The organism is Azospirillum brasilense, from assembly GCF_001315015.1.
GTDB classification, from domain to species: Bacteria; Pseudomonadota; Alphaproteobacteria; order Azospirillales; family Azospirillaceae; genus Azospirillum; species Azospirillum brasilense.
Map to the genome: position 1 here is coordinate 2,548,647 of NZ_CP012914.1, position 25,552 is coordinate 2,574,198.

At 70.0% G+C, this 25,552-nt stretch carries 27 protein-coding genes and 1 other RNA gene; 12 read left to right on the forward strand and 16 right to left on the reverse strand.

Annotated features, from left to right (window positions below; genetic code table 11):
- The first annotated feature begins 60 nt into the window (after window positions 1-60).
- Genes fsa through AMK58_RS11810 form a run of 3 tightly spaced genes read left to right on the forward strand, consistent with a single transcriptional unit; the run spans window position 61 to window position 2,414 of the window.
- Complete coding sequence (gene fsa, locus AMK58_RS11800; RefSeq protein ID WP_014239434.1) at window positions 61-717, forward strand: fructose-6-phosphate aldolase; 657 nt, start codon at window positions 61-63, stop codon at window positions 715-717.
- A gap of 10 nt (window positions 718-727) precedes the next feature.
- Window positions 728-1,441 carry a DUF484 family protein gene (locus tag AMK58_RS11805; RefSeq protein WP_035671427.1) on the forward strand — a complete coding sequence of 238 codons (714 nt, stop codon included), beginning with the start codon at window positions 728-730 and terminating at the stop codon, window positions 1,439-1,441.
- Window positions 1,442-1,454: 13 nt separating this feature from the next.
- Window positions 1,455-2,414, forward strand: a complete 960-nt coding sequence (locus AMK58_RS11810; RefSeq protein ID WP_059398918.1) for a tyrosine recombinase XerC — start codon at window positions 1,455-1,457, stop codon at window positions 2,412-2,414.
- Window positions 2,415-2,493: 79 nt separating this feature from the next.
- On the opposite strand, the gene lpdA is transcribed toward AMK58_RS11810, so the two are convergent.
- The 3 genes from lpdA to AMK58_RS11825 all read right to left on the reverse strand — a co-directional run bounded on the left by lpdA (window position 2,494) and on the right by AMK58_RS11825 (window position 5,713).
- Window positions 2,494-3,894, reverse strand: coding sequence for a dihydrolipoyl dehydrogenase (gene lpdA, locus AMK58_RS11815; RefSeq protein ID WP_035671424.1), 1,401 nt, complete (start codon window positions 3,892-3,894; stop codon window positions 2,494-2,496).
- Window positions 3,895-4,102: 208 nt separating this feature from the next.
- Window positions 4,103-4,747 carry a hypothetical protein gene (locus tag AMK58_RS11820; RefSeq protein ID WP_035671421.1) on the reverse strand — a complete coding sequence of 215 codons (645 nt, stop codon included), beginning with the start codon at window positions 4,745-4,747 and terminating at the stop codon, window positions 4,103-4,105.
- Between the two features lie 84 nt (window positions 4,748-4,831).
- Window positions 4,832-5,713: an alpha/beta fold hydrolase gene (locus AMK58_RS11825; protein WP_035671419.1), complete on the reverse strand. Its 882-nt coding sequence runs from the start codon at window positions 5,711-5,713 to the stop codon at window positions 4,832-4,834.
- A 125-nt stretch (window positions 5,714-5,838) separates the two neighbouring features.
- Here AMK58_RS11825 and AMK58_RS11830 point away from each other — a divergent pair, with 125 nt between their 5' ends.
- Window positions 5,839-5,997 carry an entericidin A/B family lipoprotein gene (locus AMK58_RS11830; protein ID WP_035671417.1) on the forward strand — a complete coding sequence of 53 codons (159 nt, stop codon included), beginning with the start codon at window positions 5,839-5,841 and terminating at the stop codon, window positions 5,995-5,997.
- A gap of 68 nt (window positions 5,998-6,065) precedes the next feature.
- Here the strand turns inward: AMK58_RS11830 and rfaE1 are convergent, their stop codons facing one another.
- Together rfaE1 and AMK58_RS11840 are read right to left on the reverse strand one after the other, a co-directional pair.
- Entirely contained in the window at window positions 6,066-7,511 is a 1,446-nt protein-coding gene (rfaE1, locus tag AMK58_RS11835) for a D-glycero-beta-D-manno-heptose-7-phosphate kinase (protein WP_059398919.1), read from the reverse strand.
- Between the two features lie 69 nt (window positions 7,512-7,580).
- Window positions 7,581-7,913 carry a hypothetical protein gene (locus tag AMK58_RS11840; RefSeq protein ID WP_035671414.1) on the reverse strand — a complete coding sequence of 111 codons (333 nt, stop codon included), beginning with the start codon at window positions 7,911-7,913 and terminating at the stop codon, window positions 7,581-7,583.
- 157 nt (window positions 7,914-8,070) lie between these two features.
- Between AMK58_RS11840 and AMK58_RS31775 the strand changes: the two genes are divergently transcribed.
- The 3 genes from AMK58_RS31775 (at window position 8,071) to AMK58_RS11855 (ending at window position 10,653) form a co-directional block, all read left to right on the forward strand.
- Window positions 8,071-9,540: a sensor histidine kinase gene (locus tag AMK58_RS31775; RefSeq protein ID WP_059398920.1), complete on the forward strand. Its 1,470-nt coding sequence runs from the start codon at window positions 8,071-8,073 to the stop codon at window positions 9,538-9,540.
- A 150-nt stretch (window positions 9,541-9,690) separates the two neighbouring features.
- Window positions 9,691-9,855 (forward strand): hypothetical protein, encoded by a 165-nt coding sequence (locus tag AMK58_RS11850; protein ID WP_155903394.1) that lies wholly within the window; start codon window positions 9,691-9,693, stop codon window positions 9,853-9,855.
- Between the two features lie 33 nt (window positions 9,856-9,888).
- A complete protein-coding gene (locus AMK58_RS11855; RefSeq protein ID WP_035671394.1) occupies window positions 9,889-10,653 on the forward strand; it encodes a methyltransferase domain-containing protein in 765 nt (254 codons plus the stop codon).
- Between the two features lie 17 nt (window positions 10,654-10,670).
- On the opposite strand, the gene AMK58_RS11860 is transcribed toward AMK58_RS11855, so the two are convergent.
- The 4 genes from AMK58_RS11860 to AMK58_RS11875 form a co-directional block, all read right to left on the reverse strand.
- On the reverse strand, window positions 10,671-11,192 hold the full coding sequence (locus AMK58_RS11860) for a DUF4405 domain-containing protein (protein ID WP_035671390.1): 522 nt from the start codon (window positions 11,190-11,192) through the stop codon (window positions 10,671-10,673).
- A gap of 115 nt (window positions 11,193-11,307) precedes the next feature.
- Window positions 11,308-11,931 (reverse strand): ParA family protein, encoded by a 624-nt coding sequence (locus tag AMK58_RS11865; RefSeq protein WP_014239415.1) that lies wholly within the window; start codon window positions 11,929-11,931, stop codon window positions 11,308-11,310.
- A gap of 11 nt (window positions 11,932-11,942) precedes the next feature.
- Entirely contained in the window at window positions 11,943-13,550 is a 1,608-nt protein-coding gene (locus AMK58_RS11870; protein ID WP_035671387.1) for a CYTH and CHAD domain-containing protein, read from the reverse strand.
- A 95-nt stretch (window positions 13,551-13,645) separates the two neighbouring features.
- Window positions 13,646-14,728: a class I SAM-dependent methyltransferase gene (locus AMK58_RS11875; RefSeq protein ID WP_035671384.1), complete on the reverse strand. Its 1,083-nt coding sequence runs from the start codon at window positions 14,726-14,728 to the stop codon at window positions 13,646-13,648.
- A 149-nt stretch (window positions 14,729-14,877) separates the two neighbouring features.
- On the opposite strand from AMK58_RS11875, the gene AMK58_RS11880 reads away from it, so the two are divergent.
- Window positions 14,878-16,074, forward strand: coding sequence for a phosphoglycerate kinase (locus tag AMK58_RS11880; RefSeq protein WP_035671381.1), 1,197 nt, complete (start codon window positions 14,878-14,880; stop codon window positions 16,072-16,074).
- Between the two features lie 160 nt (window positions 16,075-16,234).
- Here AMK58_RS11880 and recR read toward each other — a convergent pair whose 3' ends face one another.
- The 5 genes from recR to AMK58_RS11905 form a co-directional block, all read right to left on the reverse strand.
- Window positions 16,235-16,828, reverse strand: a complete 594-nt coding sequence (gene recR / locus AMK58_RS11885) for a recombination mediator RecR (protein WP_014239410.1) — start codon at window positions 16,826-16,828, stop codon at window positions 16,235-16,237.
- Between the two features lie 62 nt (window positions 16,829-16,890).
- A complete protein-coding gene (locus tag AMK58_RS11890) occupies window positions 16,891-17,214 on the reverse strand; it encodes a YbaB/EbfC family nucleoid-associated protein (RefSeq protein ID WP_014239409.1) in 324 nt (107 codons plus the stop codon).
- A 3-nt stretch (window positions 17,215-17,217) separates the two neighbouring features.
- On the reverse strand, window positions 17,218-19,083 hold the full coding sequence (locus tag AMK58_RS11895; RefSeq protein WP_059398921.1) for a DNA polymerase III subunit gamma/tau: 1,866 nt from the start codon (window positions 19,081-19,083) through the stop codon (window positions 17,218-17,220).
- Window positions 19,084-19,181: 98 nt separating this feature from the next.
- Window positions 19,182-19,279: signal recognition particle sRNA small type (ffs, locus tag AMK58_RS11900), an RNA gene on the reverse strand.
- A 135-nt stretch (window positions 19,280-19,414) separates the two neighbouring features.
- Window positions 19,415-19,954 (reverse strand): c-type cytochrome, encoded by a 540-nt coding sequence (locus tag AMK58_RS11905; protein WP_035671377.1) that lies wholly within the window; start codon window positions 19,952-19,954, stop codon window positions 19,415-19,417.
- Window positions 19,955-20,204: 250 nt separating this feature from the next.
- On the opposite strand from AMK58_RS11905, the gene AMK58_RS11910 reads away from it, so the two are divergent.
- Both AMK58_RS11910 and AMK58_RS11915 read left to right on the forward strand, forming a co-directional pair.
- Window positions 20,205-20,993 (forward strand): 3-deoxy-manno-octulosonate cytidylyltransferase, encoded by a 789-nt coding sequence (locus tag AMK58_RS11910; RefSeq protein WP_051140089.1) that lies wholly within the window; start codon window positions 20,205-20,207, stop codon window positions 20,991-20,993.
- Between the two features lie 14 nt (window positions 20,994-21,007).
- Window positions 21,008-21,892: a prephenate dehydratase gene (locus AMK58_RS11915; protein ID WP_035671375.1), complete on the forward strand. Its 885-nt coding sequence runs from the start codon at window positions 21,008-21,010 to the stop codon at window positions 21,890-21,892.
- Between the two features lie 150 nt (window positions 21,893-22,042).
- Here AMK58_RS11915 and nudC read toward each other — a convergent pair whose 3' ends face one another.
- Entirely contained in the window at window positions 22,043-22,996 is a 954-nt protein-coding gene (gene nudC / locus AMK58_RS11920) for an NAD(+) diphosphatase (RefSeq protein ID WP_051140088.1), read from the reverse strand.
- A 158-nt stretch (window positions 22,997-23,154) separates the two neighbouring features.
- On the opposite strand from nudC, the gene hisN reads away from it, so the two are divergent.
- Complete coding sequence (gene hisN, locus AMK58_RS11925; RefSeq protein ID WP_035671372.1) at window positions 23,155-23,937, forward strand: histidinol-phosphatase; 783 nt, start codon at window positions 23,155-23,157, stop codon at window positions 23,935-23,937.
- Between the two features lie 18 nt (window positions 23,938-23,955).
- On the forward strand, window positions 23,956-24,483 hold the full coding sequence (locus tag AMK58_RS11930) for a hypothetical protein (RefSeq protein WP_035671369.1): 528 nt from the start codon (window positions 23,956-23,958) through the stop codon (window positions 24,481-24,483).
- Between the two features lie 267 nt (window positions 24,484-24,750).
- Here AMK58_RS11930 and aqpZ read toward each other — a convergent pair whose 3' ends face one another.
- On the reverse strand, window positions 24,751-25,491 hold the full coding sequence (gene aqpZ / locus AMK58_RS11935; protein ID WP_035671367.1) for an aquaporin Z: 741 nt from the start codon (window positions 25,489-25,491) through the stop codon (window positions 24,751-24,753).
- Window positions 25,492-25,552 lie beyond the last annotated feature (61 nt).

The following is a 25,552-nucleotide window of genomic DNA, read 5'->3' on the forward strand; positions in this document are numbered from 1 at the left end:
CGGGCAGCGAATCCCGGGAAACAGGGCACGGTCTTCCTCAGCAAGTATGGATTCCAGGTCATGAAGTTCTTCGTTGACACCGCCGACATCGCCGAGATCCGCGATCTGGCCGACACCGGCCTGCTGGACGGTGTTACCACCAACCCCTCCCTCGTCGCCAAGACCGGTCGCAGCTTCCTCGACCTCGTGGCCGAAATTTGTGATGTGGTGGACGGCCCGGTCAGCGCCGAGGTGGCGTCCACCGACTTCGAGACCATGCTGGCGGAAGGAAAGAAGCTTGCCAAGATCGCCGACAACGTCACGGTCAAGGTTCCGCTGACCCCGGCCGGCCTGAAGACCTGCAAGGCGCTGTCCTCCGAAGGGACGATGGTCAACGTCACGCTGTGCTTCTCCCCGGCCCAGGCGATCCTGGCCGCCAAGGCCGGCGCCAGCTTCGTGTCGCCCTTCGTCGGCCGCCTGGACGACATCGGGCAGGACGGCATGGGCCTGATCGCCGACATCGTGGAGATTTACAGCAACTACGATTACTTCAAGACCGAGGTGCTGGTCGCCTCGATCCGCAACCCGATCCACATCGTCGACTCCGCCCGCCTGGGCGCCCATGTCGTCACCGCCCCGCCGTCGGTGCTGAAGCAGCTCTTCAACCATCCGCTGACCGACAAGGGCCTCGCCCAGTTCGTCGCCGACTGGCAGAAGACCGGCCAGTCCATCCTCTGAGGACGGCAGCATGGGCCGGGAGCCGGGACACACCCCCCAGAGGAAGGACGCGCCGACCGCCGAGGAGGTGCACGCCTACCTGCGGGACCATCCCGACTTCCTGGTCCATCACGGCGATCTGGTCCACCACCTGACCCCGCCGTCGCAGGACCGCGGGCGCGGGGTGGTGGACCTACAGGCCTACATGGTCGAGCGGCTGCGCGGCGAGGTCCGCCTGCTGAAGGACCAGCAGCGCGAGCTGATCGGCACCTCGCGCGCCAACATGAACAGCCAGAACCGCATCCACGCGGCGGTGCTGTTCCTCCTCGACGCCCAGAGCTTCGAGCAGCTCATCCAGACCATCACCACCGATCTGGCGGTGCTGCTCGACCTGGACGTCGCCTGCCTGATCGTCGAATCGAACGGCCAGGACACCCCGCATGTCCAGACCTCCGGCGTGCGGGTGGTCGCGCCGGGGACCGTCGACCGCTGGCTGGGCAAAGCCGACGTGGCGCTGAACGCCGACATCCAGGGCGACCCGGAGCTGTACGGCCCCGGCGCCGGGCTGGTGCGGTCGGAGGTCCTGATCCGCCTCCAGGTGTCCAGCGAGACTCCGGACGGCATGCTGGCTTTCGGCAGCCGCGAGCCGGACAGCTTCCACGGCGGCCAGGGCACCGAGCTGGTCGGCTTCCTCGCCCGCGTGGTCGAGCGGGTGATCCGCGGCTGGCTCGAACTGCCGGCCTGACCCCACGGAACGCATGACCGGAAAACAGAACCCCGTCCTCGGTTTCGCCGCCCAGCCCGACGTGCAGGACGTGCTGGTCCACTGGCGCCGCTGGATGGAGAGCGAGCGCAACGTCTCGCCCCACACGCTGACCGCCTACATCGGCGACGTCGCGACCTTCCTGGAGTTCATCACCGGCTATCAGGCGAAGCCGCCGTCGATGAACGACCTCGCCGCGCTGACCGTCACCGACTTCCGCTCCTGGCTGTCCCACCTCGCCATGAAAGGGATCGGCTCCAACAGCCGGTCGCGCGCCCTGTCGTCGGTGCGCAACCTCTTCCGCTGGCTGGACCGCGACGGGCGTTTGCACAACCCGGCGATCAACACCTTCTCCGGCCCGCGCATCAAGCGCCCGGCGCCGAAGCCGCTGACCGTGCTGGACGCCGACCGCCTGCTGGAGGAATCGGAGAAGGAGCCGGACGAGCCGTGGGTCGGCAAGCGCGATCGGGCGCTGTTCACGCTGCTCTACGGCTGCGGCCTGCGCATCTCGGAAGCGCTGAACCTGACGCGCCGCGAGGCACCGCTGGGCGAGACGCTGCGGGTCACCGGCAAGGGCAACAAGGAACGGATCGTCCCGGTGCTGCCGGCGGTGACCGAGGCGGTGCGCGCCTACATGGACGCCTGCCCCTACCGCCAGGGGCCGGACGCCCCGCTGTTCGTCGGGGTGCGCGGCGGGCAGCTCGCCCCGGCCATCGCGCAGCGGCGGATGCGCGACCTGCGCCGGCTGATGGGGCTGCCGGAAACCGCGACGCCGCACGCGCTGCGGCACAGCTTCGCCACGCATCTGCTGGCGGACGGCGGCGATCTGCGGGCGATCCAGGATTTGCTGGGCCACGCCTCGCTGTCGACGACGCAGCGCTACACGGACGTGGAGAGCGAGCAGCTGATGCAGGTGTACCGCTCGGCGCACCCGCGGGCGAAGAAGACGCCGTAGATTCGGAGGGAGGGAGGTGCATTGCCCCCTCCCCGGCCCTCCCCCGCTTCGCAGGGGAGGGAGAGGAGAGAGACGCGCCTTAGATGTGCAGGGCGCGGCCGTCCACGGCGAGGGCGGCTTCCTTGGTCACTTCCGACAGGGTCGGGTGGGCGTGGCAGGTGCGGGCGATGTCCTCGGCGGAGGCGCTGAACTCCATCGCCACACCCAGCTCGCCGACCATCTCCGACACGTTCGGGCCGACCATGTGGACGCCCAGCACCTTGTCGGTGCGCGCGTCGGCCAGGATCTTCACGAAGCCGTCGGTGGTGCCGCTGGCGCGGGCGCGGCCGTTGGCGGTGAAGGGGAACTTGCCCGCCTTGTAGGCGACGCCGGCGGCCTTCAGCTCCTCCTCGGTCTTGCCGACCGCGGCCACTTCCGGCCAGGTGTAGACGACGCCGGGGACGAGGTCGTGGTTGACGTGGCCCGCCTGGCCGGCCAGCAGCTCGGCGAGCGCCACGCCCTCCTCCTCGGCCTTGTGAGCCAGCATCGGGCCTTCGACCACGTCACCGATGGCGTAGATGCCCGGTACGTTGGTCTCGAAATGCTTGCCGATCTTCACGCGGCCGCGGTTGTCCATCTCCACGCCGACGGCGTCGAGACCCAGGCCGTTGGTGAAGGCGCGGCGGCCGATGGCGACCAGCACCACGTCGGCCTCGACCTCCTCGGCGGTGCCGCCCGCGGCGGGCTCGACCGACAGGGTGACGCCGGTGTTGGTGACCTTGGCGGCGGTGACCTTGGAGCCGAGCTTGAAGGTCATGCCCTGCTTGCCCAGGATGCGCTGCATCTGCTTGGACACTTCGCCGTCCATGGTCGGCAGGATGCGGTCCAGGAACTCGACCACGGTGACCTGCGCGCCGAGGCGGCCCCAGACCGAGCCCAGCTCAAGCCCGATCACGCCGCCGCCGATGACGACGAGGCGCTTCGGCACCTCCGGCAGCTCCAGGGCGCCGGTGGAGGAGACGATCTTCTGCTCGTCGATCTCAATGCCCGGCAGCGGGGTGACTTCCGAGCCGGTGGCGATGACGATGGCCTTGGACGCCGTGATGGTGCCCACGCCCTCGACCTCGACGGTGTTCGGGGCGGTGATGCGGCCGGCACCCTTCAGCCAGGCGATCTTGTTCTTCTTGAACAGGAATTCGATGCCGCCGGTGTTCTCTTTGACGACCTTGTCCTTGTGGGACAGCATGCCCGGCAGGTCCAGCTCGACGCCGCCGACCTTGATGCCGAACTTGGCGAGGCCGTGCTTGGCCTCCTCGAACTTCTCCGACGCGGCGAGCAGCGCCTTGGAGGGGATGCAGCCCACATTCAGGCAGGTGCCGCCCAGCGCGCTGCGCTTCTCGACGCAGGCGACCTTGAAACCGAGCTGCGCCGCACGGATCGCGCAGACATACCCGCCGGGACCGCCGCCGACCACGACGACGTCGAAAGTGCTTTCAGCCATTGGGGGCTTTCCTTCCGCCATTTTTGTGTTTGCCAAAAGCCTTCCCGTCCAGCGGGGAGGGCCGCGCGCCGATTTATGCCGCCGCTCACGCCAACTGGCAACGGGACAGTTCGTCCGGGGGGAGGGATGCCGGGTTGAAGGACGGGCATGGGAACAGCCGGAACCCATGCCGGAACGGAAGGAGCCGGGGCTCGCGCCCCGGCCCGCGTCACACCGAAACGGCGATCAGGAACAGGCGCGCCGCGCCGCCCTGGGCGACGTTCGCCAGGGTGGTGACCTGATTGTTCGCCACATCGTACACATAGGCGGTGCGCCCGCCCGCCCAGTACCAGCCGAGGTTCGGGTTGGGTCCCGCCACGTCCGCGGCCTGGAAGGTGCCGAAGGTCGCCAGGAGCGAGACGTAGTTCAGGCCGGCGTTGCCGCCGCGCAGGGTCTGCTGCTTCACGACGTCGGCGTTGAAGCGGTTCCAGGCGTCCTGGATGGGCGTGGCGTGGGCGGGCAGGATGCACTTCAGTTCGATGTAGACGTCGTCGGCCACCCCGGCATTGCGGCGCAGGTAGAAGTCGGCGCGGGCGGCGGCGTTGGCGTTGTTGGAGACTCCCCAGGCCGGGCCGCCGACCGTCGTGTAGGTCAGATAGGGATTCGCGACGTTGGTGGATGGATAGGCCCATTCCCGGTCGCAGGTCCAGTTGCCCGCAACATTCAGGAAACCGTGTGCGATCTCAGCCTGGAGCCAGCCCTCCCAGCCGCCGCGGATGTTGGCGTTCTGGGCCAGCACCGTGGCCCGCGGGCCGTTGATGGTGCCGTTGGCGACGCAACCTTGGATGGTGGTCAGAAACTGCTGGCAGCGCATAGTGGTGTCTCCTTCCTCGATGCCGGGCCGGACGAAGGTCCGGGCCTCGGCAAAGGGACGGATCCGCCACGCGCGGCGTGAGGATCAGCCGGAGAAGAAATCCAGCAGCGCCCGCGCCGTCTCCTCCGGCGCCTCCTCGGGGATGAAGTGGCCGGCGGGCATCACATGACCCTCGATGGCCGGGGCGTAGCCGCGCCAGATGCCCAGCGGGTCGTCGTAGAGGCGCCCGACCGCGCTGTTGCGGCCCCACAGGAACAGGGCGGGGCATTCCACCTTGCGGCCCGCCGCCCGGTCCTCGCGGTCGTGCTCCAGGTCGATGCCGGCGGCGGCGCGGTAGTCCTCGCACATGGCGTGGACGGTGGCGGGGTCGCGGAAGGCGGTGCGGTAGGCCTCCATCGCCTCCGGCTCGAAGATGTCGGCGCTGCTGCCGATGGAGCCGAGCACCTGCCCGAGGTAGAAGTCGGGGTCCGACCCGATCAGCCGCTCCGCCAGATGGTTCGGCTGGATCAGGAAGAACCAGTGATAATAGGCGGTCGCCATGCGCTGGTCGATGCGGGCGAAGACCTCCAGCGTCGGCACCACGTCGAGGAAGGCAACGCGCTCGACCCGGCCGGGATGGTCGAGGACGAGCCGGTGGGCCACCCGCGCGCCGCGGTCGTGCCCGGCCAGCCGGAAGCGGTCGAAGCCCAGCGCCGCCATCACCGCCACCTGATCGCGCGCGTTGGCGCGTTTGCAGTAGGTCTCGTGCGCGGAATCGCCCGGCGGCTTCGACGATTGGCCGTACCCCCGCAGGTCGGTCAGCACCACGGTGAAGCGCTCGGCCAGCCGCGGCGCGACCCGGTTCCACAGGGCGTGGCACTGCGGAAACCCATGAAGCAGAAGGAGCGGCGGCCCCTCGCCGCCGACCAGCGTGTGGATCTCGGCGCCGTCGGTGGCGATGCGGTGGCGGGTGAACCCTTCGAACATGCGCGCCCTCCCCCTATCCGTTTGAGTGTGGAGAACTGTCCTTCCGCACGGCGAGGCTTCGGAAACCTTTGGCGGGTTTCTCGCGTTTTTCAGCCGATTGTTTTCGACCTCAAGAGGAAAATGCCATGCGTAGCCTGAAGAAGCTCGTCCTTTTCGCCGCCCTGGGTGCCGCCCTGACCACCAGCCTCGCCGCCTGCAACACCGTCGGGGGCATGGGCGAGGACGTGCAGGCCGGCGGCCGCGCCATGGAGCGCTCGTCGGACAGCGTCCAGAAGAAGATGTGATCGCGCGGCGCTGAAACGCCGGAGCTTCGGCCCCGGGGTTTCAGCGCCCCGAATTCAGCACCCCGAATTCAGCGCTGCATGCGCTTGATGGTGTTGGTCGTGCTCTGGCCGTCCACGAGGTCGGCCAGCACGACCTTGCCGCCGTAGCTCTGCACGAATCCGGCGCCGACCACGGTGGCGACGGTGTAGTCCGCCCCCTTCACCAGCACGTCGGGCCGCAGGGCGCGGATCAGCTCCTCCGGCGTGTCCTCGCCGAAGATCACCACCAGATCGACGCAGGCCAGCGAGGCGAGCACCGTCGCCCGCGCCGTCTCGGTCTGCACCGGACGCGTCTCGCCCTTCAGCCGCTTCACCGAGGCGTCGCTGTTCAGCCCCACCACCAGCACGTCGCAGGCCGCCTTGGCTTGGTTCAGCAGCGAAATATGGCCGGGGTGCAGCAGGTCGAAGCAGCCGTTGGTGAAGCCCACCCGCTTGCCGCGGGCACGCCAGCGCGCCGCGCGCTCCACGGCCTGCTCCAGCGTGTCGACCTTCTCCTCGCCGCTGCGCCATTCCTGCTCGTGCAGGGCGGACAGCAGCTCCGGCGCGCGGACCACCGCGGTGCCGACCTTCCCCACCACGATCCCGGCGGCCAGATTGGCCAGCCGCGCCGCGTCGGTCAGCTCCACCCCCACCGACAGGGCGGAGGTCAGCGTCGCCACCACCGTGTCGCCGGCGCCCGACACGTCGAAGACCTCGCGCGCGTTGGCCGGCAGATGGGTGGCGCCATCGCGGGTCACCACGGACATGCCGCGCTCGCTGCGCGTGGCGACCACCGCGTCGATGCTGCAGGTTTCCAGCAGGAAGCGGCAGGCGGCCTCGACCTCGGCGTCGCTGTCGGCGGGCATCCCCGTCGCCTGGATCAGCTCCTTGCGGTTGGGCGTGATCACGCTGGCCCCGCGGTAGCGCCCAAAATCGTCGCCCTTGGGATCGACCACGACCGGCAACCCGGCCTCGCGCGCCGCCTGGATGAGCTGCGCCACCAGAGCGTCGGTCAGCACGCCCTTGCCGTAGTCGGACAGGATCACCGCGCCCACCGTCAGCAGGCCGGTGCGGGCGGCGACCATCACCTCCTCCTCCGACCCGATGGCGGCGATGGTCTCGGCGTCGGCGCGCAGGAGCTGCTGGCGCCCGCCGATGAAGCGGGTCTTCACCGTGGTCTGGCGCCCCGGCTCGGCGACCAGCCCGCCGCCGTCGCCTGTCTCCTTCGCCACGAGGCGGACCAGCTCCAGCCCCGCCGCGTCCTCACCCACCACCGACACGAAGCGGCAGCCGGCGCCCAGCGCCATGACGTTGGCGGCCACGTTGCCGGCACCGCCGAGCATGGCCGTCTCGCGCTCGATCCGCAGAACGGGGATCGGCGCTTCGGGGGACACGCGGTCGACCGACCCGTAGATGAATCGGTCGAGCATGACGTCGCCGACGCACAGCACGCTGGCGCGGGACAGGGAGTCGATGTGACGGGCAAGGTCGCTCATGCCGGTTCTACTACCAATCTTGGAAGTGGCGCGCCAGAGGGGAGCGCGGCCCCGGAACGAGCGCGGCGGTCATTCGAAGGCCGGCACCTCGTGGCGCAGGTCGCCGGTGCCCTTGGCGAAAGTCAGGGTCAGTTGCCCCTGCACCTCCCGCTCCGCCGCCTCGCCGGTCCCCGGGAGGGAGGGCGGCAGAGATGGGCTGACCAGAATGCCGACGGCGGCCAGCGCCTCGCCCAGCGCCGTCGTCCGGTTGGCGGGAACGCAGAAGGCGATGACCGCCATCACGTCGGAGAACAGCGTGTGGTCGACGATCCAGCCGCCGTTGCCGGTGATGCCGTCGGCCGCCGCCATCAGCGCGGCGGTCCGGTCGGTCTGCAGGACCGCTTCGAATCTCAGGATGGACATGGCCTGCCCTCCTTTTCGGGCTGCTCGGAGGTTCCAGTATGGACCGGCGCCGCCGCCCCCTCAACCGGACAAAACCCCGCAGCCGCCCCGCGTCGGCTAGGCAGCCACCCCCGCTTGACCTATCTTCCGGCTTCCCCCGCATCCGGACATCCCGCCCATGCCCCTGCCCTCCGTGACGCGCAGCCTGTCGGCCAAGCTGCTGGTGCTGACCGTGCTGTTCGTCCTGCTGGCCGAGGTGCTGATCTACACGCCGTCCATCGCGCGCTACCGCCTGACCTATCTGGAGGAGCGGCTGGCCGCCGCCCACCTCGCCGCCCTGTCGGTGGAGGCGACGCCGGACATGATGGTGGCGATGGAGCTTCAGAACGAGCTGCTCGCCCATGTCGGCGCCCACGCGGTGGAGCTGATCCGGCCGGACAGCCGCGTCTACATGCTGTCCCGCTCCATGCCGCCGACGGTGGACGCCGTCTTCGACCTGCGAGCCACCATGGCGCCGCGGCTGGCCGCCGATGCCTTCATGGCGCTGGCCCAGCGGCGCGACCGGGTGATCCGGGTGATCGGGCCGTCGCCCAAGGACCCCGCCTTCCAGGTCGAGATGGTGATCGACGAGCGGCCGATGATCCAGGCGATGGTCGATTTCTCGGGCCGCATCCTGGCGCTGTCGGTGGCGATCTCGCTGATCGCGGCGGTTCTGGTCTTCGTCTCGCTGACCCGGCTGCTGGTGCGGCCGATGCGCCGCCTGACCGAGGGGCTGGTCGCCATCCGCCGCGACCCGGACGGCACGCCGCCCTTCCAGCCCAGCGCCCGCACCGACGAGATCGGCGTGGCGGAGCGCGAGCTGGCCGACATGCAGGCCACCATCCGCAGCGCGCTGCGCCAGCGCGAGCGGCTGGCCGCGCTGGGCACCGCGGTCGCCAAGATCAACCACGACCTGCGCGCCATCCTGTCCACCGCCGCCCTGCTGTCGGAGCGGCTGGCCGAGAGCGCCGATCCGGAGGTGCGGCGGGTCACGCCGCGGCTGATGGCCTCCATCGACCGGGCGGTGGAGCTGTGCGGCCAGACGATGACCTACACCCGCGACGGCCTGCTGCCCCTGGCGCGGACCGAGCTGCCGCTGCGCCCGCTGGTCGAGGAGGCCGGGACCACCGCGCTGGCCGCCCTGCGCCCGGACGTCGTGCGCCCGGATGGGGAACGGGCGGAACTGCGCTGGGACAACCGGGTGCCGGAGGGACTGACCGTCCGCGCCGACGCCGCCCAGCTCTCCCGCGCGCTGGTCAATCTGGGGCGCAACGCCGCGCAGGCGGGGGCCGGAGCGGTGACGGTGACGGCAGAGACGCGGCCCGGCGGCGGGCTGCTCCTGCTGGTCGCCGACGACGGGCCGGGCCTGCCGCCGCGGGCGCGGGACAACCTGTTCCAGCCCTTCGCCGGCTCGGCGCGGGCGGGCGGCGTCGGGCTGGGCCTCGCCATCGCGCGGGAGGTGCTGCGGGCCCATGGCGGCGACCTGCGGCTGGTGGAGAGCACCGCGGCGGGCACCGTCTTCGCGCTGGAGCTTCCCCCCGGATTCGTCGTGGAGGGCGCCGGCCGGGTGGGCGAAATGCCCACATCGGATTCGCCCATCCCGGATTGATTTCCGGCGCCCGCTCCACCAGAATTCGCGGCACGGTCAACCCGTCGGCATCCCGCCGGGCGCACGCCCCGCGCGGGACCGGCAGCGAAGGAAGGGAACGGGACTTTGGAAGGCACGGGCAAGTGGATCACCGGGGGGATCCTGGGCTTCATGGCGTTCATCGGCCTGCTGGCGGCGTCGCGCGCGGCGGACACGGCGTTCTATTATGGCGGCTGGCTGCTGGCCATCGGCTGCATCGGGACGATCTTCATGATGGTCACGAAGCACTACAACCACATGGACGAGCAGATCGCCCGCCAGCGCGAGCAGCAATAACCGCGACACCCCTTCAACCGGTGGAGGCCGGGCATGCCGTGGGACCCCGAACAATACGCACGGTTCGAGTCCTGGCGCCGCCGCCCGGCCCACGACCTCGTGGCGGCCCTGCCCTCCCTGACCCCGCGCACGGTGGTCGATCTCGGCTGCGGGGCCGGGCAGCTCGCCCGTCGGCTGGCCGAACGCTGGCCGGAGGCCGAGGTGCTGGGGGTGGACAATTCCCCCGCCATGCTGGAGCGCGCGCGGACCACGCCGTCCCGCGTGCGCTGGCTCCAGGCCGACCTTGGGGTCTGGCGCCCTGACCGGCCGGTCGATCTGCTGATCTCCAACGCCGCCCTGCAATGGCTGGACGGGCACGAGCGGCTGCTCCCGGAGCTGCTGCGGGCGCTGGCCCCCGGCGGGGTTCTGGCCGTGCAGATGCCCCGCAACTTCGACGCGCCCTCGCACCGCCTGTTGTACGAGACGGCGGCGGACGGCCCCTGGGCCGAGCGGCTGGCGCCCGTCCTGCGCACCGCACCGGTGCACGCGCCCGACGTCTATTACGACTGGCTCGCCCCGCTCACCCGCCGCCTGGACCTCTGGGAGACCGAGTATCTCCAGGTTCTGGAGGGCGACGACCCGGTCCTGGAATGGACGCGCGGCACGACGCTGCTGCCCGTCCTCGACACGCTGGCGGGCGCGGAGCTGGACGCCTTCCTGGCGGCCTACCGCGCCCGGCTGAACGCCGCCTATCCCCGACGCCCCGACGGCCGCACGCTGTTTCCCTTCAAGCGGCTGTTCCTCGTGGCGCGGGTGTAGGCGGGGGCTCCAAAGCGTTACGACGCCGGCTTGGTTTGCTTGGCGGCGGTGAGGATGTTCGCCACGCCCACCGCGTTCATCCCGGCGCGGGTGCCGATGGCCGACAGCGACTCGCCGGGCTGCGCCTCGATGTTGGCGGCCTTGAGCGCCTGGATGGCCTTGTCGGCGTCCAGCCCGAAGACCGGCGCCACCGTCGCCAGCGGGGCGTTCGCCACCGCCCGCATCATCGCGCCGGGCCCGCCGGTGGAAGCCGGGGTCCCGGTCATCGCCGTGAAGACCAGCGAGCCGGCGACGCTGACCACGAAGGCCGACAGGGCCACGTTGCGCTTGAAATACTGGAGGAAGGCCGTCCAGTTGCGCGCCAGATGCCACAGGCCGATGGCGGAGAAGCCGACGCTGAGCCATTCGTGGGAGAAGCGCACCAGATTGCCGTTCCAGTGCAGCAGCAGCATGAGTCCCGTCACCGTGGAGACGACGAACAGGACGATGGTCACCGGCGTGACGATCTGCCGGGTGATGGTGGAGGAGATGGAGGGCATGGGTGGGAATGGCTCGCGGGTTGAACGGAATGCGGCCAAAATGGGGCCGGATTGTAACCGCTTGATGTCCCGCACCACCCTCGAACGTAACAGACTGTAACGGCGCCTTCCCCGCTCACGCCTTCTCGATGTAGGCCAGCAGCGGTTCCCAGTCGGCGCGGTGCTCGGCGGCGCGCTTGCCGGTCAGGTCGAACAGGCTGAGGCCGGAGGCCGCGGCGTCGGCGTAGATCTGGCTGTCGCGCAGGCGAGTCACCACGCTGTGCCCGACCCCGCCGAGGAACTGGTCCAGCCGGTCCGCCGCCTTGGTGCGGGCGCGCAGGCGGTTGCCGACCACCGCCACCGACTTGCGGTTCTTGGCGATCGACTTCAGCTCCTCCAGCTTGCCGAGGAAGCGCTGCGTCGCCTGCTCGTCGAAGGCGCTGGGCAGCACCGGCAGCACGACGACGTCGGCCATCCGCACCAGATCCTCGATCTGCTTGGTCTTCAGCGCGGCCGGCGCATCGATGACGAGCCGCTGGATGCCCTTCGGCGCGTCGGACAGGTCCTTGGCCCAGTCCAGACCGACCAGGGCGGAGGCCGTGGCCGGGCGGCGGGCCAGCCAGCCGAGCGAGGAGCGCTGGCGGTCCACGTCGGCCAGCGCCGTGCTGTGACCCGCGGCGGCGCAGGCCGCGGCGAGGTGAGTGGCGATCGTGGTCTTGCCGCAACCGCCCTTGATGTTGGCGACGAGGATGGTCCGCATGGGCGGGAAGATTACCCCTCCCGGTCGGGCTTTGACCAGAAGGCTTTCGCGTCGGCGAACTCCTTCCACAGGCCGCGGAGCGCCGGTTCGGACTCCGCCACGCCGCGGGCGTGCCAGCCGATGACGATGCCGGCGGCGCGCGGCTCGCCCGGCTCGGGGCGGCTGCCGTCGTCGTGCAGCTCGTGCAGCAGGCGGGTCGCCGTCGCCACGTCGTTCAGGTGGCCCAGCGCGTCCTGGAAGGCCGAGAGATCCTGGATGTAGCGGCGGGCCGGCTTGTCGTCGTAGAGGCTGCGGAAGAATTCCGCCGCGTAACGCAGCTTCTTCAGGGCAATGCGCAGCTCGTGCCGCTCGGTCACCGACAGGCTCGCGAAGCCATGGCCGGCGCGGCGGGCCTTCTTGGCGCGGCGCGACAGCAGATGGTCGGCCAGATCCTCCACCGGGTCGAACAGCCGGGCGGAGTGCTCGCTGACCGGCTGGTCGCGCCAGCCCCGCGACTCGACCCAGGCGCCGAACTTCAGCAGGAAGGTGGTGTAGCGCTCGGACCGGATGGCCGCGCGCACCCCTTCGTAGGCGCGGTCGCGGCGGGCGCGCGCCGCGGCGGCGAGCGCGTCGATGTCCTCCTGGAGCGGCTTGCCGTGGCCATCGGCGCGGTGGAAGGACTCCTTCACCGGCTCCAGCAGTTCGTCCAGGAAGACGTCCCAATCGCGCGCCGGGCCGAGGCTGCCGCCCAGCCACTTCACCTCCCCCACCAGCCACGCGTAGGACTCGGCGGGGATGAAGTCCTTGAACAAAGCGAGCGCCGAGCGCAGGCGGCGCAGCGCCACGCGCATCTGGTGGACGCCCTCCGCGTCCTCGCCGATCAGGGTGACGGCCTCGTTCGCCAACATGTGGCCGATGCAGGAGCGCAGGATGCGGGCCAGCGCGCCTTCCACCGTAGTGCCGGCGTCCAGCTCCAGCTTGCCCGCCTTGACCACCCTGTCCACCGTGCCGTCGGCGAGCGCGTAGCCGCGCTCCGCCTTGGTGCGCGGGTCGAGCCGCAGCGGAGCGGCCTGGGCCAGCTCCAGCGCCAGATCGTAGAGGACGGCGGCGGAGCCTTCGAGAAGCTCCAGCTCCACCTCCGACACCGGGATGGAGGCGCCGTCCGGGCCACGGATCTCGCCGCTGTCGAAGGCGACCTCGATGCGGCTGGCGGTTTCGCCCTCGCCCATCGTCACCACGCGCACGGTGCGCTGGATGAGCGTGGTGAAGAGCGGCTGCAGCTCCGCCGCGCCGACCAAGCCCAGCAGGTCCAGCGCCTCCTGCGATTCGATGGCCGACAGGTCGGGGGCCGGTCCGGCGACCGGATGCTCCCACTCCGCCCGGCCGAGCTCGCCGCGTTCCGGCGCGCCCTTGACCGTCTGAAGGAACTGGTTGCCAACCTTGCGCACGCGCAACGTCACCAGACGCCCGGCCAGACGCCGGTCGGCGGTGTCGTAATAGGTGCTTTCCAGGGTCTTGGTGCCGGCTTTTCCCTTGGCACGGGATGCGACCGCCGGGCAGGACCGGAGCTTCGCCATGTCTTCGGCCCTGACGGCCAGCTTCAGCTCGGTTTCCCGGTTGGACTCCGCTTCGACCACCATTCGTGCCCCGTCGTTTCCGGTGGGTCCCCGTTTTGCACAGGCCCCAGCCACGGTCAAGTTACAGAACCATGACGCTTTTGTTGCAGTCCCCGCAATCAGGGGTCCGTCTTTTCCAGCACCAGGAGCTTGGACATGTAAGCCAGCGACGTCTCACGCAGGCGCAACCCGGCGGCGGCGAACAGGACGGGCAGGTCGTCGCGGGCGTAATGGGCGTAGAAGGGCTCGTGGAAGGACTGCGGGAAGCGGTCGATCAGCCCGTCCATCATCGGGTTGTCGCCGTACTGCACGCTGTCCATGAAGACCAGGATGCCGCCGGGCTTCAGCACGCGGGCCATCTCGGCGGCGGCCTGGGCGCGGATCTTCGGCGGCAGTTCGTGGAACAGGTAGATGCAGGTCACGATGTCCTGCGACCCGGTGGCCAGCGGGATCGCCTCCGCCGCCGCCTGGACCAGCGCGCTGCTGCGCGCCCAGGGGGCGAGGTTGCGCCGCGCCTCGCGCAGATAGGCCGGGGAGAGGTCGAGCGCGGTGACCGGCAGACGCGGGTGGTTGTCCTTCACGAAGGTCAGAAAGCGCCCTGTCCCGGCGGCCACGTCGAGCAGGCGGCAGTCCGTGCTGCGGCGCGTTTTCAAATGTTCGAAGATCGGCACCAGGACCTGACGGCGCATGGCATCGGCCCCGCCGCCGAACAGCACCTCCACCTGATGGTCGTAGAGGCGGGCGCTCTCTTCGGTCAGGTAGCCGCCGGTCTGGTAATGGAAGTTCTGGCGGTAGTAGGCGGGCAGCCCCCCGCTGCCGGGCGGCGGGTTGGCGCGCACCTCCACCGCCGCGTGGTCGCGGCGGCGGCGCGACACCTCCGGCACGTCGCGGAAGAAGGCGGCGGCGTCGGTCAGCAGCCGGCGCGGGTCGGGCATCAGATCGTGCGGCAGCCGGTAGTAGCCCGCCTCGATGTTGGCGAGGTCGCGGGCCAGCAGGGCGCGCAACTCCTCCAAAATCGCGCGGGTGCCGGGCACCGGACGCCCGCCGGGCGGGGTGGTCCGCGGCGGTCCGGTGATCCGTCGGCCGATCCGCGCGGCCATCATGTACTGGCCGAGGAACCAGGCGACGCGAGCGGACTGGCTGGCCGCATAAGCCAGCCGGGGGGCCAGCCGGGCGGAGGACGGCGAGGTGAGTCTGTTCATGAAGATAGAGATGGGATCGGCGGTCCCGCCCGCCCAGAGCCCTGTCTTTTCGCCGCATGGGGCAACCGGTCGCCCACGCGGGCCGTTGCAAAGCGGGCGTCCCTGTGCTGGATTGCCCGGCAAAAGTTCAACCCGCAGGGACAGCAGCCATGACCGAGTTCAACACCATCGACGACCTCGACGTGAACGGCAAGACGGTGCTGGTGCGTGCCGACCTCAACGTCCCGATGCAGGACGGCAAGGTCTCCGACACGACCCGCATCGACCGTCTGGCGCCGACTCTGACCGAGCTGGCGAAGAAGGGTGCGAAGGTCGTGGTGCTGTCGCACTTCGGTCGCCCGAAGAACGGCCCGGACGCCAAGAACTCGCTGCGCAACGTGCTGGACGCGCTGAGCGCCGCCGTCGGCCAGACCGTCGCCTTCGGCGAGGATTGCGTCGGCGACAAGGCCAAGGCCGCCATCGACAGTGTCCAGCCGGGCGCCATCGTGCTGCTGGAGAACACCCGCTTCCACGCGGAAGAGGAAAAGAACGATCCGGCTTTCGCCAAGCGGATCGCCGCTCTAGGCGACCTCTACGTCAACGACGCCTTCTCCGCCGCGCACCGCGCCCACGCCTCGACCGAGGGCGTCGCCCAGTATCTGCCGGCCGCCGCGGGCCGCCTGATGCAGGCCGAGCTTGAGGCGCTGACCAAGGCGCTGGAGAAGCCGGAGCGTCCGGTGGCTGCCGTCGTCGGCGGCGCCAAGATCTCCACCAAGCTGGACCTGCTCGGCAACCTCGTGAAGAAGGTCGACATGCTGGCGCTGGGCGGCGGCATGGCGAACACCTTCCTCTTCGCCCAGGGCGTGGATGTCGGCGCCTCGCTCTGCGAGAAGGACATGGCCGATCAGGCCCGTGCCATCATGGAGACCGCCAAGGCCGCCAACTGCGAGTTGCTGCTGCCCAAGGACTTCATCGTCGCCAAGGAGTTCAAGGCCGGTGCGGCCAACCGCGCCGTCCCGGCGGACGGCATCGGCGCCGACGAGATGGCGCTGGACGTCGGCCCCAAGACGGTCGAGTTCCTCGGCCTGAAGCTCCAGGGTGCGAAGACGGTGGTGTGGAACGGCCCGCTGGGCGCCTTCGAGATCCAGCCCTTCGACGGCGGCACCAACGCCGTCGCCGGCCTCGTCGCCGAGCGCACGTCGGAAGGCGGCCTGCTGTCGGTGGCCGGCGGCGGCGACACCGTCGCGGCGCTGGCGCACGCCGGTGTGGAGGAGAAGTTCACCTACATCTCCGCCGCCGGCGGCGCCTTCCTGGAATGGCTGGAAGGCAAGGAGCTGCCGGGTGTCGCCGCGCTGAAGAAGAAGTAAGGGTTTGGGGGAATGGGTGGGTGGTCGGAACGGGCCCCCACCCTTCCCGCTTCGCGGGCCCCTTCCCTCCCCCGCTTCGCAGGAGAGGGAGCTTCATCCCCTCCCCTGCGAAGCGGGGGAGGGTTAGGGAGGGGGCAAGACCTCCCCCACAAACACCTTCCTACAAAGGCCGCCGCGCCTTCAGCGCCGCGGTCAGCGTCCCGTCATCGAGATAGTCCAGTTCCCCGCCCACCGGCACGCCATGGGCCAGACGGGACACGGAAACCCCACTGCCGGACAGGCGGTCGGTCACCACATGGGCGGTGGTCTGCCCGTCCACCGTGGCGTTCAGCGCCAGGATGACCTCGGTCACCGCCGGGTCCTTCGCGCGCTCCACCAGGGACGGGATGTTCAAATCGTCCGGCCCCACCCCCTGCAAGGCCGACAGCGTGCCGCCCAGCACATGGTAGGTGCCGTGGAAGGCGCGCGTGCGCTCCAGCGCCCAGAGGTCGCCGGCGTCCTCCACCACGCAGATGGTCGAGCGGTCGCGGCTGTGGTCGGAACAGACGGAGCAGGGGTCGCGGCTGTCGAGGTTGCCGCAGACCGAGCAGTTGCGGATGGCCTCCGCCGCAAGCGCCATGGATTCGGACAGCGGCACCAGCAGACTGTCGCGGCGCTTCATCAGGTGCAGCGCCGCCCGCCGCGCCGACCGCGGCCCCAGCCCCGGCAGCTTGGACAGGAGCTGGATCAGGCGCTCGATTTCAGGTCCGATCATTCACGGCTTCGTTTTTTTAAAAAGGGTGGCCGGGCCGACCCTGCGGCCCGGCCTTGCAACGCTTAGAACGGCAGCTTCATGCCCGGCGGCAGCTTCATCCCGCCCATCAGGTTCTGGGTCTCGTTGGCGACGTGCTGCTCCACCTTGGCCTTGGCGTCGTTGAAGGCGGCGATGATCAGGTCTTCCAGGACCTCGATGTCCTCCGGATCGACGATCGACTTGTCGAGCTTGATCTTCTTCATCTCGCCCTTGCCGTTGACCGTCACGTTGACCATGCCGGCGCCCGACTGGCCGGTCATCTCGACCTCGCCCAGGCGGGCCTGCATCTCCTGCATCTTGGCCTGCATCTGCTGGGCCTGCTTCATCATCTGGCCGAGGTTCTTCATGGGTCAGAAATCTCCTTCATCGTCGAGCGGGTAATAAACCCCGTCGTCCTGCTGCATGACCATAAGGTCGGGATTCTCCCCGTCATCCGCAACCTGGGGCTCGGCCTCGACCGCCGCCTTGAGGTCGCGGACATCGGTGATCTTCGCGCCGGGAAAGGCGTCCAGTACGGCGCGCACCACCGGATGCGCCTCCGCCTCCTCCAGCGCGCGCCGCTGGGCGGCCTGCTCCTGCTGGATCAGCGTCGGCTCGCCCGGCGCGTCCGAGACGATGACGACCCAGCGCTGGCCGGTCCATTCCGTCAACAGCTGGCCGACGCGATTCGGCAGGGTCGATGGGGCCAGAGTCGTCAGGCGCAGTTCCAGCCGCCCCGGCTCCAGGCGCACCAGATGGACGCTGCCGGTCAGATGGCCGTAGAGCGCGCCCTCGCGCTTCTCGGCAAAGACCTGGACCAGCGTGCGGAAGTCGCGCGGCATCGCCACGCGCTCCTCGTCCGCCACGGCGACGGCCACGGCGACGGTCTGCACGGGCTGGGGGCTCGGCTGCTGGCTTGGCTGCGCCTGGTGAGCGACGGCGCGCACGGCGGAGCCGCCAACCGCCACCGGCCCGCCACCGGGGCCACGCGGGGCACCGCCACCGCTTTGTCCACCCTGCCCGCCACCGTTCTGCAAATTCTGGAACTGGCGGATCAGGTCGCCCGGAGTCGGCATATCGGCGGCGTAGGACAGCCGCACGATGACCATCTCCAGCGCCTGCTGCGGCACCGGGGCCGCCTGCACCTCGCCCAGCCCCTTCAGCAGGAGCTGCCACGCGCGGGTCAGCGCCGGCATGCCGAGCTTCGCCGACAGGGCGGCGCCGCGGGTGCGCTCCGCCTCCGGCAGGCCGGGGTCATTGGCGCTGTCCGGCACGACCTTCAGCCGCGTCAGGTTGTGCACCAGGTCGAGAAGGTCCTGGAGGATCACCACCGGATCGGCGCCGACGCGGTGCAGGTCGGACAGCAGGTCCATCGCCTCTGCCGGCTTGGCCGAGACGGCGGCCTCGAACAGGTCGATCACCTTGCTGCGGTCGGCCAGACCCAGCATGTCGCGCACCTGCTGCGCGGTCACCGTGCCGGCGGCCAGCGCGATGGCCTGATCGAGCAGCGACAGGCCATCGCGCACCGACCCGTCGGCGGCCCGCGCGATCAGAGATGCTGCGTCCGGCTCGATCCCCGCCCCCTCCAGGCCGGTGATGCGGGTGAAATGCTCCTTCAGCACCTGGGCGTCGACGCGCCGCAGATCGAAGCGCTGGCAGCGCGAGAGCACCGTCACCGGCACCTTGCGGATCTCGGTGGTGGCGAAGACGAACTTCACATGGGCCGGCGGTTCCTCCAGCGTCTTCAGGAGCGCGTTGAACGCGCTCTTGGAGAGCATGTGGACCTCGTCGATGATGTAGAGCTTGTAGCGCGCCGAGACGGGGGCGTAGCGCACGCCGTCGATGATCTCGCGGATGTCGTCCACGCCGGTGTGGCTGGCCGCGTCCATCTCCATCACGTCGACGTGGCGGTCCTCGGCGATGGCGCGGCAGTTGTCGCAGACGCCGCAGGGCGTCACCGTCGGCCCGCCGGTGCCGTCCGGCCCGGTGCAGTTCAGCGCGCGAGCGATGATGCGGGCGGTGGTCGTCTTGCCCACGCCGCGCACGCCGGTCAGCATGAAGGCCTGGGCGATGCGGCCCGAATGGATGGCGTTGGTCAGGGTGCGGACGAGCGCATCCTGCCCGATCAGTTCGGCAAAGCTCTTCGGACGGTATTTCCGCGCCAGAACCCGGTAGGCAAGGCCCCCGGACGCTCCGGAAACGGAAGAGGATGCATCGGCAACGGTGGTATCGGTCACGCGGCTGGCCCGGTAATCGGCTTCACGACGGAGCGCAGAATAGCGTCACGGCACGGGGCTGTCGCCGTTTGAATTCGCTGCCGGATTTTATGGGGAAGGTGGGAGACTGGACGAACGACCCGAGCCGAAACTCGTTACGGCTGCTTCCTTCCGGACCTGACCGGGTTGGCGAGGGACTCGTCCGCCGCCAGCCTCCCGCGCCCTATATCGGCGATAGGGCCGTCATATGCAAGGCCAATCTGCGGGCTTTCCGTTTGAGGCGGAACGAAAAAGCCCCGCGTCCGGCGGACCGCGGGGCTTTTGCCTGTTTCCCGGATGGAACCGCCGCGGGTTACTGCGGCAGCGGCGCCGGGCTGTCGGACAGCGAGCGCAGATAGGCGATGATGTTCGCCCGGTCCTGGTCCTTCTTGACGCCGGCGAAGGTCATCTTGGTGCCCGGCGCGTAGGCCTTCGGGTCGTAGAGGAAGTGGTTCAGCTCGTCGTAGTTCCAGGGGCCGGCCTTGCCCTTGATGGCGTCGGAATAGGCGAAGCCGTCCAGATGGCCGTGCGGGGCGCCGACGATGCCGTAGAGGTTCGGGCCGACCTTGTTCGGGCCGCCCTTGTCGAAGCTGTGGCAGGCGGCGCAGGCCTTGGCTGCGGACTGGCCGGCGGCGGCGTCGGCCTTGGCGAGCAGCGGGGCGATCTCGGCGGGGCCGGACGGGGCGGCGCCACCGCTGGGGGCCGGAGCGGCGCCCTCCGGCATGGCGACCACATAGGCGGGTTTCTCAGGCGTCTTCGGGTGCACCAGAACTTCCGCGGCGAAGCCGGCCAACATGGCGATCAGACCCGCCAGCAGCACGGCGCCGAAAATCTTGTTCCACTCCATGCTCATAACGTCTTGTTCCCCTTTTTTGTCGTGCCGCGGGCCCGTCGCCAGGGCTGGCTGGTTCTCCGCCGCACGATAGCGTGACCGCGGCGGCTTGTCACCGCTTCGGCCCCCTCCCTTGCCACAGGAATATCGGTTCCCCGACTGTTGGCCAGTTGAATATTGGAGTGACGCCGCTTGACGCAAAGGGCGATCCATGGTTCACCCGCGCCACCTTTCCGATGCGACAGGGGGCCGTTCCATCATGAACGCCGACATGAACGCCAGCGCAGACACCCGGGGCACGGCGAACCCGCCGCCCTCAAATCCCATCGTGGTCATTCCCGCCCGCATGGCCTCCACCCGCCTGCCGGGGAAGCCGCTGGCCGACATCGGCGGCGCGCCGATGATCGTGCAGGTGTGGCGCCGCGCCATGGAGGCGGAGATCGGCCCGGTGGTGGTCGCCTGCGCCGAACCGGAGATCGCCGCGGCGGTGGAGACGGCGGGCGGCACGGCCGTGCTGACCCGGCCCGATCATCCCTCGGGCTCCGACCGCATCTTCGAGGCGGTCAGCCTGCTTGACCCGGAGGGGAAGTACGACGCGGTGGTGAACGTGCAGGGCGACCTGCCGACCATCGAACCCGCCGTGGTGCGCGCCGCCTTCGCCCCGCTGTCCGACCCCCAGGTGGACATCGCCACGCTGGTGGTCGAGATCACGCGGGAGGAGGAGCGCACCGACCCCAACGTGGTGAAGGCCATCCTGGAGCTGCCGCCCGGCGCCCGGCGGGGCCGCGCCCTCTATTTCAGCCGCGCCACCGCCCCGTGGGGCGACGGGCCGCTGTTCCACCACATCGGGCTGTACGCCTACCGCCGCGCCGCTCTGGAGCGCTACGTCCGGCTGCCGCCCTCGGCGCTGGAGCAGCGGGAGCGGCTGGAGCAGCTGCGCGCGCTGGCCTTCGGGATGCGCATCGATGCCGCCGTCGTTGACGCGGTTCCGCTCGGCGTCGATACTCCCGCCGACCTGGAGCGCGCCCGCGCGATCCTCGCCAAGCGCACCTCCCTTTAAAAGAAGACCTCCCGATGACGACCTCGAACGTGATCGCCTTCCAGGGCCTGCCCGGCGCCTATTCGGACCTGTCCTGCCGGACGGTCTTTCCGGAGATGACGACGCTGCCCTGCGCCACGTTCGAGGACGCCTTCGCCGCCGTGCGCGAGGGCCGCGCGGCGCTCGCCATGATCCCGGTGGAGAACTCCATCGCCGGGCGCGTGGCCGACAACCACCATCTGCTGCCCGAAGGCGGCCTGCACATCATCGGCGAGCATTTCCAGCGGGTGAACCACCAGCTCCTCGCCCCGAAGGGCGCGACTCTGGCCGGGCTGAAGACGGTGCGCAGCCACATCCAGGCGCTATCCCAGTGCCGCAACATGACGCGGGAGCTGGGGCTGACGGCGATCTCCCACGCCGACACCGCGGGCGCCGCCGCTGAGATCGCCAAGCTGGGCGACCCGCAGCACGCCGCCATCGCCTCCTCGCTGGCCGCCGACATCTACGGGCTGGACATCCTGAAGGGCGGCATCGAGGACGCGGAGCACAACACCACCCGTTTCCTGATCCTGTCCCGCGAGCCGAAGACCCCGCCGCTGCCCGCCGAAGGGACCGGGGCCAAGATCATCACCACCTTCGTCTTCCGCGTGCGCAGCGTGCCGGCCGCCCTCTACAAGGCGCTGGGCGGCTTCGCCACCAACGGCATCAACATGACGAAGCTGGAAAGCTACATGGTCGGCGGGCACTTCACCCAGACCCAGTTCTACGCCGATGTGGAGGGCCATCCGGAGGAGCGCTCCCTGCGCTTGGCGCTGGAGGAGCTGGCCTTCTTCGCCCGCGCGGGCGAGGTGAAGATCCTGGGCGTCTACCCCGCCAACCCCTTCCGCTATCAGGAAAGCCAGCGCATCGGCGAGGATTGAGGAAAGGGGCGAGCGGCGCTTGCCCCCACCCTTCCCACGGCTTCGCCGCGGGCCCCTTCCCTCCCCCGCTGCGCAGGAGAGGGATCTTTATCCCCTCCCCTGCGAGAGCGGGGGAGGGTCAGGGAGGGGGCAAGCGACCCGCCGTCTCCCTCACTCCCCCTCGGCGATCCACTCGTCGATCAGGCGGCGGGCGATGCTGTCGGGGCGGGCGAGGCGGAATTCCTCGCTGGGCGTGAAGGTCCGCAGAAACTCGCGGTCGAACCAGTGGGCCGTCTCCAGCTCCTCCAGGTCGGTCTGGATGTCCAGGGTCACCGCCCGCGCGCTGAAGCCCAGCATCAGCGAGGACGGGAAGGGCCAGGGCTGCGACGAGTGGTAGCGGATGTCTGTGACCTCCAGCCCCACCTCCTCCAGCACTTCGCGCCGCACGCTGTCCTCCAGGCTTTCGCCCGGCTCGACGAAACCGGCCAGCACCGAATGCATGCCCGGCGGGAAGCGGGAGTTGCGGCCCAGCACCATCCGCCCGGCACCGTCATGGACCAGCATGATGACCGCCGGGTCGGTGCGCGGGAAATGGTGGGTGGCGCAATCCGGGTTGGTGCAGACGCGCACATGCCCGCCCTCGGCACCCGCCGCGACGGAGCCGCAGACGCCGCAGAAGCGGTGCCGGGCGTTCCACCAGGTGATGCCGCGGGCGTAGGCGCACAGCCCGGCCTCCGTCGCCTCCATCACCGGGCCGACGGCGCGCAGGTCCTCGAAACGGCCGAGCCCGGCCAGGGCCGGATGCTCCTCCGGCGCTTCCAGGCCGGTCAGGTCCACGGTGAAGTGCGGAACACCGTCCAGCAGACCGAGGAAGACCGGCTCCACCCCCCAATCGCCACCACAGGCGACGGCGACCGCGTGGGCCGAGTCGGCGTCGCCGGTCACGAAGTTGCGCGATTTCGCCACGGGCAGCAGGCGCGCGTCCGGCGAGGCCCAGGCGTCTTTCAGCCAGTCCTTGTCCTTGCGGCGCACGGCGGCGCGATCGAGCGGAATGCCGGCATAGGCGTTCGGGGCGGCGTTCGGGCCGGCGTTCGGGCGGTCGGGTGGGGAGGAGCGGTCGTGCATGGCGAAGAGGCTGCCACAAGCCCGCGAAACGGGGAAGCGGCGTCCCGCGCAACCCTCCTCCTTCATTGCCCTCCTCCCTCTTTGATGGTTTGCGCCGACGGAACGCCCGACTAGGATGCCGCCCTCGTCCCAACCACGCGCGATCCGGCGGAGCGACCATGACCGAACCCTGCCCCACCCCCCTGGTGACCCTGGCGGAGCGTCTGGCCGACGCCTCCGGCCCGGTCATCCGCCAATATTTCCGCACGCCGGTGGCGGTGGACGACAAGGCCGACGCCTCCCCCGTCACCATCGCCGACCGCGAGGCGGAGCGGACCATCCGCGCCATCATCGAGGCCGAGCGCCCCGACGACGGTATCTATGGCGAGGAGTTCGGGACCAAGAACCTGGACGCCGAATGGGTCTGGGTGATCGACCCCATCGACGGCACCAAGTCCTTCATCACCGGCCGTCCGATCTTCGGCACGCTGATCGCCCTGCTGCACCGCGGGCGCCCGGTGCTCGGCGTCATCGACCAGCCCATCGTCCGGGACCGCTGGCTGGGCGTCGAGGGCCGCCCCACCCTGTTCAACGGCCAGCCGGCCCGCGTGCGCGCCTGCGCCGGAGGGCTGGCCGCGGCGACGCTGGGGACCACCTCGCCCGACCTGTTCCCCGGAGCGGACCAGGACGCCTTCCGCCGGGTGGCGGGGACTGCCAAGGTGTCGGTCTATGGCGGCGACTGCTACAGCTATGGCCTGCTGGCGGCGGGCTATTACGACCTCGTCGTCGAATCGGGGCTGAAGCTCTACGACTTCGCGGCGCTGGTGCCGGTGGTGACCGGGGCCGGCGGGCTGATGACCGATTGGGACGGGCGGCCGCTCGACGCCACCTCCAGCGGGCGCGTGGTCGCCGCGGGCGACGCCCGCACCCACCGCGAGACGCTGGCCGCCCTGGCCGGCTGAGACAGGAGAACCACGTTCATGGCAACCATCGCCACGCCCGCCCGCTCCGTCTTCGAGACCTCGCCGGAGAAGCTGCGCCCCTTCCTGCACTCGCTGGCCGGCCGGGTGTCGGGCGGGGCGAACTGGATGGTCCGCAAGAAGACGGTCTGCGACCTGCTGCTGGGGCTGGACGCCTTCTTCGCCCTGCCGGCGGAGGAGCGCCGCGCCCTGATGGGCGCCGGAGACGATGTCTCCAGCCAGGACGGCACCGGGCCTGAGGACTTCCGCAACGTCCTGCCGCTCTATGTCGGGGCGATCCTGGAGGGGCTGAAGGAAGAGGCGGTGACGCAGCCGGAGCAGGCGGCGATCTACATGCTGTCCATCCACCCGGAGCACCAGATGGCCGCCGAGGAATGGATGCTCGCCGACCCGCGCAACGGCAAGGCGGTGCGCCGGATGATGCGGTCCGACCGCCGCTACCGTCAGCTCATGGAGCGCATGGCCGACCACTGGAAGACGGCCCGCGCCGGTCAGGGCAGCAGCGAGACGGCCAGCAGCCCCAGGTAAATGCCGATGAACAGGCCGAGGACGATGCCGTAATCCTCGTCGGTCATCGGGTTGGAATCGGGGTCGAACTGCCGCATCATCTACTCCCAGTGCGTCAACGGATGCCCAGAATAACCGTTGACGCCCGCGAAGTTCCCGCGACAAGGCCGTGACTTCCATCGGGTGGAGCCGGGTGGAGGGTGAACATCTCCATAAAAAACGGACCGCGCCGGAGGGGCACGGTCCGCTGAGTCGGGAGGGACCCGAAGGGAAACGGTCAAGAAGGACTCAGGCCGACGGCCGGGCCTCGCCGGTGATGGCGGGCTTCGGCGGCATCTCCTCGGCCAGCGCGCGGTAGGCCAGCCCGCCGAGCAGCCCGCCGACCAGCGGCGCCACCCAGAAGGCCCAGAGCTGTTGCAGCGCCCAGCCGCCGACGACCAGCGCCGGCCCCGTGCTGCGCGCCGGGTTCACCGAGGTGTTGGTGACCGGGATGCTGATGAGGTGGATCAGCGTCAGCGCCAGACCGATGGCCAGCGGCGCGAAGCCCGCGGGTGCCCGCCGGTCGGTGGAGCCCAGGATGACGATCAGGAACATGAAGGTCAGCACCACCTCGATCAGCAGGCCGGAGGTGAGGTTGTACGCGCCCGGCGAATGCTCCCCGTACCCGTTGGCGGCCAGCCCCTTGGCGGCCAGCGACCAGTCGGCCTTGCCGGTGGCGATGACGTACAGCACCAGCGCCGCCAGGAAGGCGCCGACCACCTGCGCGATGACGTAGGGCAGGATGTCCTTGGCCGGGAAGCGTCCGCCGGCCCACAGCCCCACCGTGACCGCCGGGTTCAGGTGGCATCCGGAAATGTGGCCGACCGAATAGGCCATGGTCAGTACCGTCAGCCCGAAGGCCAGGGAGACGCCGGTCAGCCCGATCCCGACCTCCGGAAAGGCGGCGGACAGCACGGCGCTGCCGCAGCCGCCGAAGACCAGCCAGAAGGTGCCGAGAAACTCCGCGCTCGTGCGCCGGAACATCGACATGTCACCACCTCGTCGGGCTTGCCGCATTTCCGCCTTTTTTTGCGCCCCCGGACGGGCCGGC

What these genes read in the sequence shown, in the direction of transcription:
- fsa (WP_014239434.1), top strand. Translation starts at nt 61, where the DNA reads ATGAAGTTCTTCGTTGACACCGCCGACATCGCCGAGATCCGCGATCTG.
- AMK58_RS11805 (WP_035671427.1), top strand. Translation starts at nt 728, where the DNA reads ATGGGCCGGGAGCCGGGACACACCCCCCAGAGGAAGGACGCGCCGACC.
- AMK58_RS11810 (WP_059398918.1), top strand. Translation starts at nt 1,455, where the DNA reads ATGACCGGAAAACAGAACCCCGTCCTCGGTTTCGCCGCCCAGCCCGAC.
- lpdA (WP_035671424.1), bottom strand. Translation starts at nt 3,894, where the DNA reads ATGGCTGAAAGCACTTTCGACGTCGTCGTGGTCGGCGGCGGTCCCGGC.
- AMK58_RS11820 (WP_035671421.1), bottom strand. Translation starts at nt 4,747, where the DNA reads ATGCGCTGCCAGCAGTTTCTGACCACCATCCAAGGTTGCGTCGCCAAC.
- AMK58_RS11825 (WP_035671419.1), bottom strand. Translation starts at nt 5,713, where the DNA reads ATGTTCGAAGGGTTCACCCGCCACCGCATCGCCACCGACGGCGCCGAG.
- AMK58_RS11830 (WP_035671417.1), top strand. Translation starts at nt 5,839, where the DNA reads ATGCGTAGCCTGAAGAAGCTCGTCCTTTTCGCCGCCCTGGGTGCCGCC.
- rfaE1 (WP_059398919.1), bottom strand. Translation starts at nt 7,511, where the DNA reads ATGAGCGACCTTGCCCGTCACATCGACTCCCTGTCCCGCGCCAGCGTG.
- AMK58_RS11840 (WP_035671414.1), bottom strand. Translation starts at nt 7,913, where the DNA reads ATGTCCATCCTGAGATTCGAAGCGGTCCTGCAGACCGACCGGACCGCC.
- AMK58_RS31775 (WP_059398920.1), top strand. Translation starts at nt 8,071, where the DNA reads ATGCCCCTGCCCTCCGTGACGCGCAGCCTGTCGGCCAAGCTGCTGGTG.
- AMK58_RS11850 (WP_155903394.1), top strand. Translation starts at nt 9,691, where the DNA reads ATGGCGTTCATCGGCCTGCTGGCGGCGTCGCGCGCGGCGGACACGGCG.
- AMK58_RS11855 (WP_035671394.1), top strand. Translation starts at nt 9,889, where the DNA reads ATGCCGTGGGACCCCGAACAATACGCACGGTTCGAGTCCTGGCGCCGC.
- AMK58_RS11860 (WP_035671390.1), bottom strand. Translation starts at nt 11,192, where the DNA reads ATGCCCTCCATCTCCTCCACCATCACCCGGCAGATCGTCACGCCGGTG.
- AMK58_RS11865 (WP_014239415.1), bottom strand. Translation starts at nt 11,931, where the DNA reads ATGCGGACCATCCTCGTCGCCAACATCAAGGGCGGTTGCGGCAAGACC.
- AMK58_RS11870 (WP_035671387.1), bottom strand. Translation starts at nt 13,550, where the DNA reads ATGGTGGTCGAAGCGGAGTCCAACCGGGAAACCGAGCTGAAGCTGGCC.
- AMK58_RS11875 (WP_035671384.1), bottom strand. Translation starts at nt 14,728, where the DNA reads ATGAACAGACTCACCTCGCCGTCCTCCGCCCGGCTGGCCCCCCGGCTG.
- AMK58_RS11880 (WP_035671381.1), top strand. Translation starts at nt 14,878, where the DNA reads ATGACCGAGTTCAACACCATCGACGACCTCGACGTGAACGGCAAGACG.
- recR (WP_014239410.1), bottom strand. Translation starts at nt 16,828, where the DNA reads ATGATCGGACCTGAAATCGAGCGCCTGATCCAGCTCCTGTCCAAGCTG.
- AMK58_RS11890 (WP_014239409.1), bottom strand. Translation starts at nt 17,214, where the DNA reads ATGAAGAACCTCGGCCAGATGATGAAGCAGGCCCAGCAGATGCAGGCC.
- AMK58_RS11905 (WP_035671377.1), bottom strand. Translation starts at nt 19,954, where the DNA reads ATGAGCATGGAGTGGAACAAGATTTTCGGCGCCGTGCTGCTGGCGGGT.
- AMK58_RS11910 (WP_051140089.1), top strand. Translation starts at nt 20,205, where the DNA reads ATGAACGCCAGCGCAGACACCCGGGGCACGGCGAACCCGCCGCCCTCA.
- AMK58_RS11915 (WP_035671375.1), top strand. Translation starts at nt 21,008, where the DNA reads ATGACGACCTCGAACGTGATCGCCTTCCAGGGCCTGCCCGGCGCCTAT.
- nudC (WP_051140088.1), bottom strand. Translation starts at nt 22,996, where the DNA reads ATGCACGACCGCTCCTCCCCACCCGACCGCCCGAACGCCGGCCCGAAC.
- hisN (WP_035671372.1), top strand. Translation starts at nt 23,155, where the DNA reads ATGACCGAACCCTGCCCCACCCCCCTGGTGACCCTGGCGGAGCGTCTG.
- AMK58_RS11930 (WP_035671369.1), top strand. Translation starts at nt 23,956, where the DNA reads ATGGCAACCATCGCCACGCCCGCCCGCTCCGTCTTCGAGACCTCGCCG.
- aqpZ (WP_035671367.1), bottom strand. Translation starts at nt 25,491, where the DNA reads ATGTCGATGTTCCGGCGCACGAGCGCGGAGTTTCTCGGCACCTTCTGG.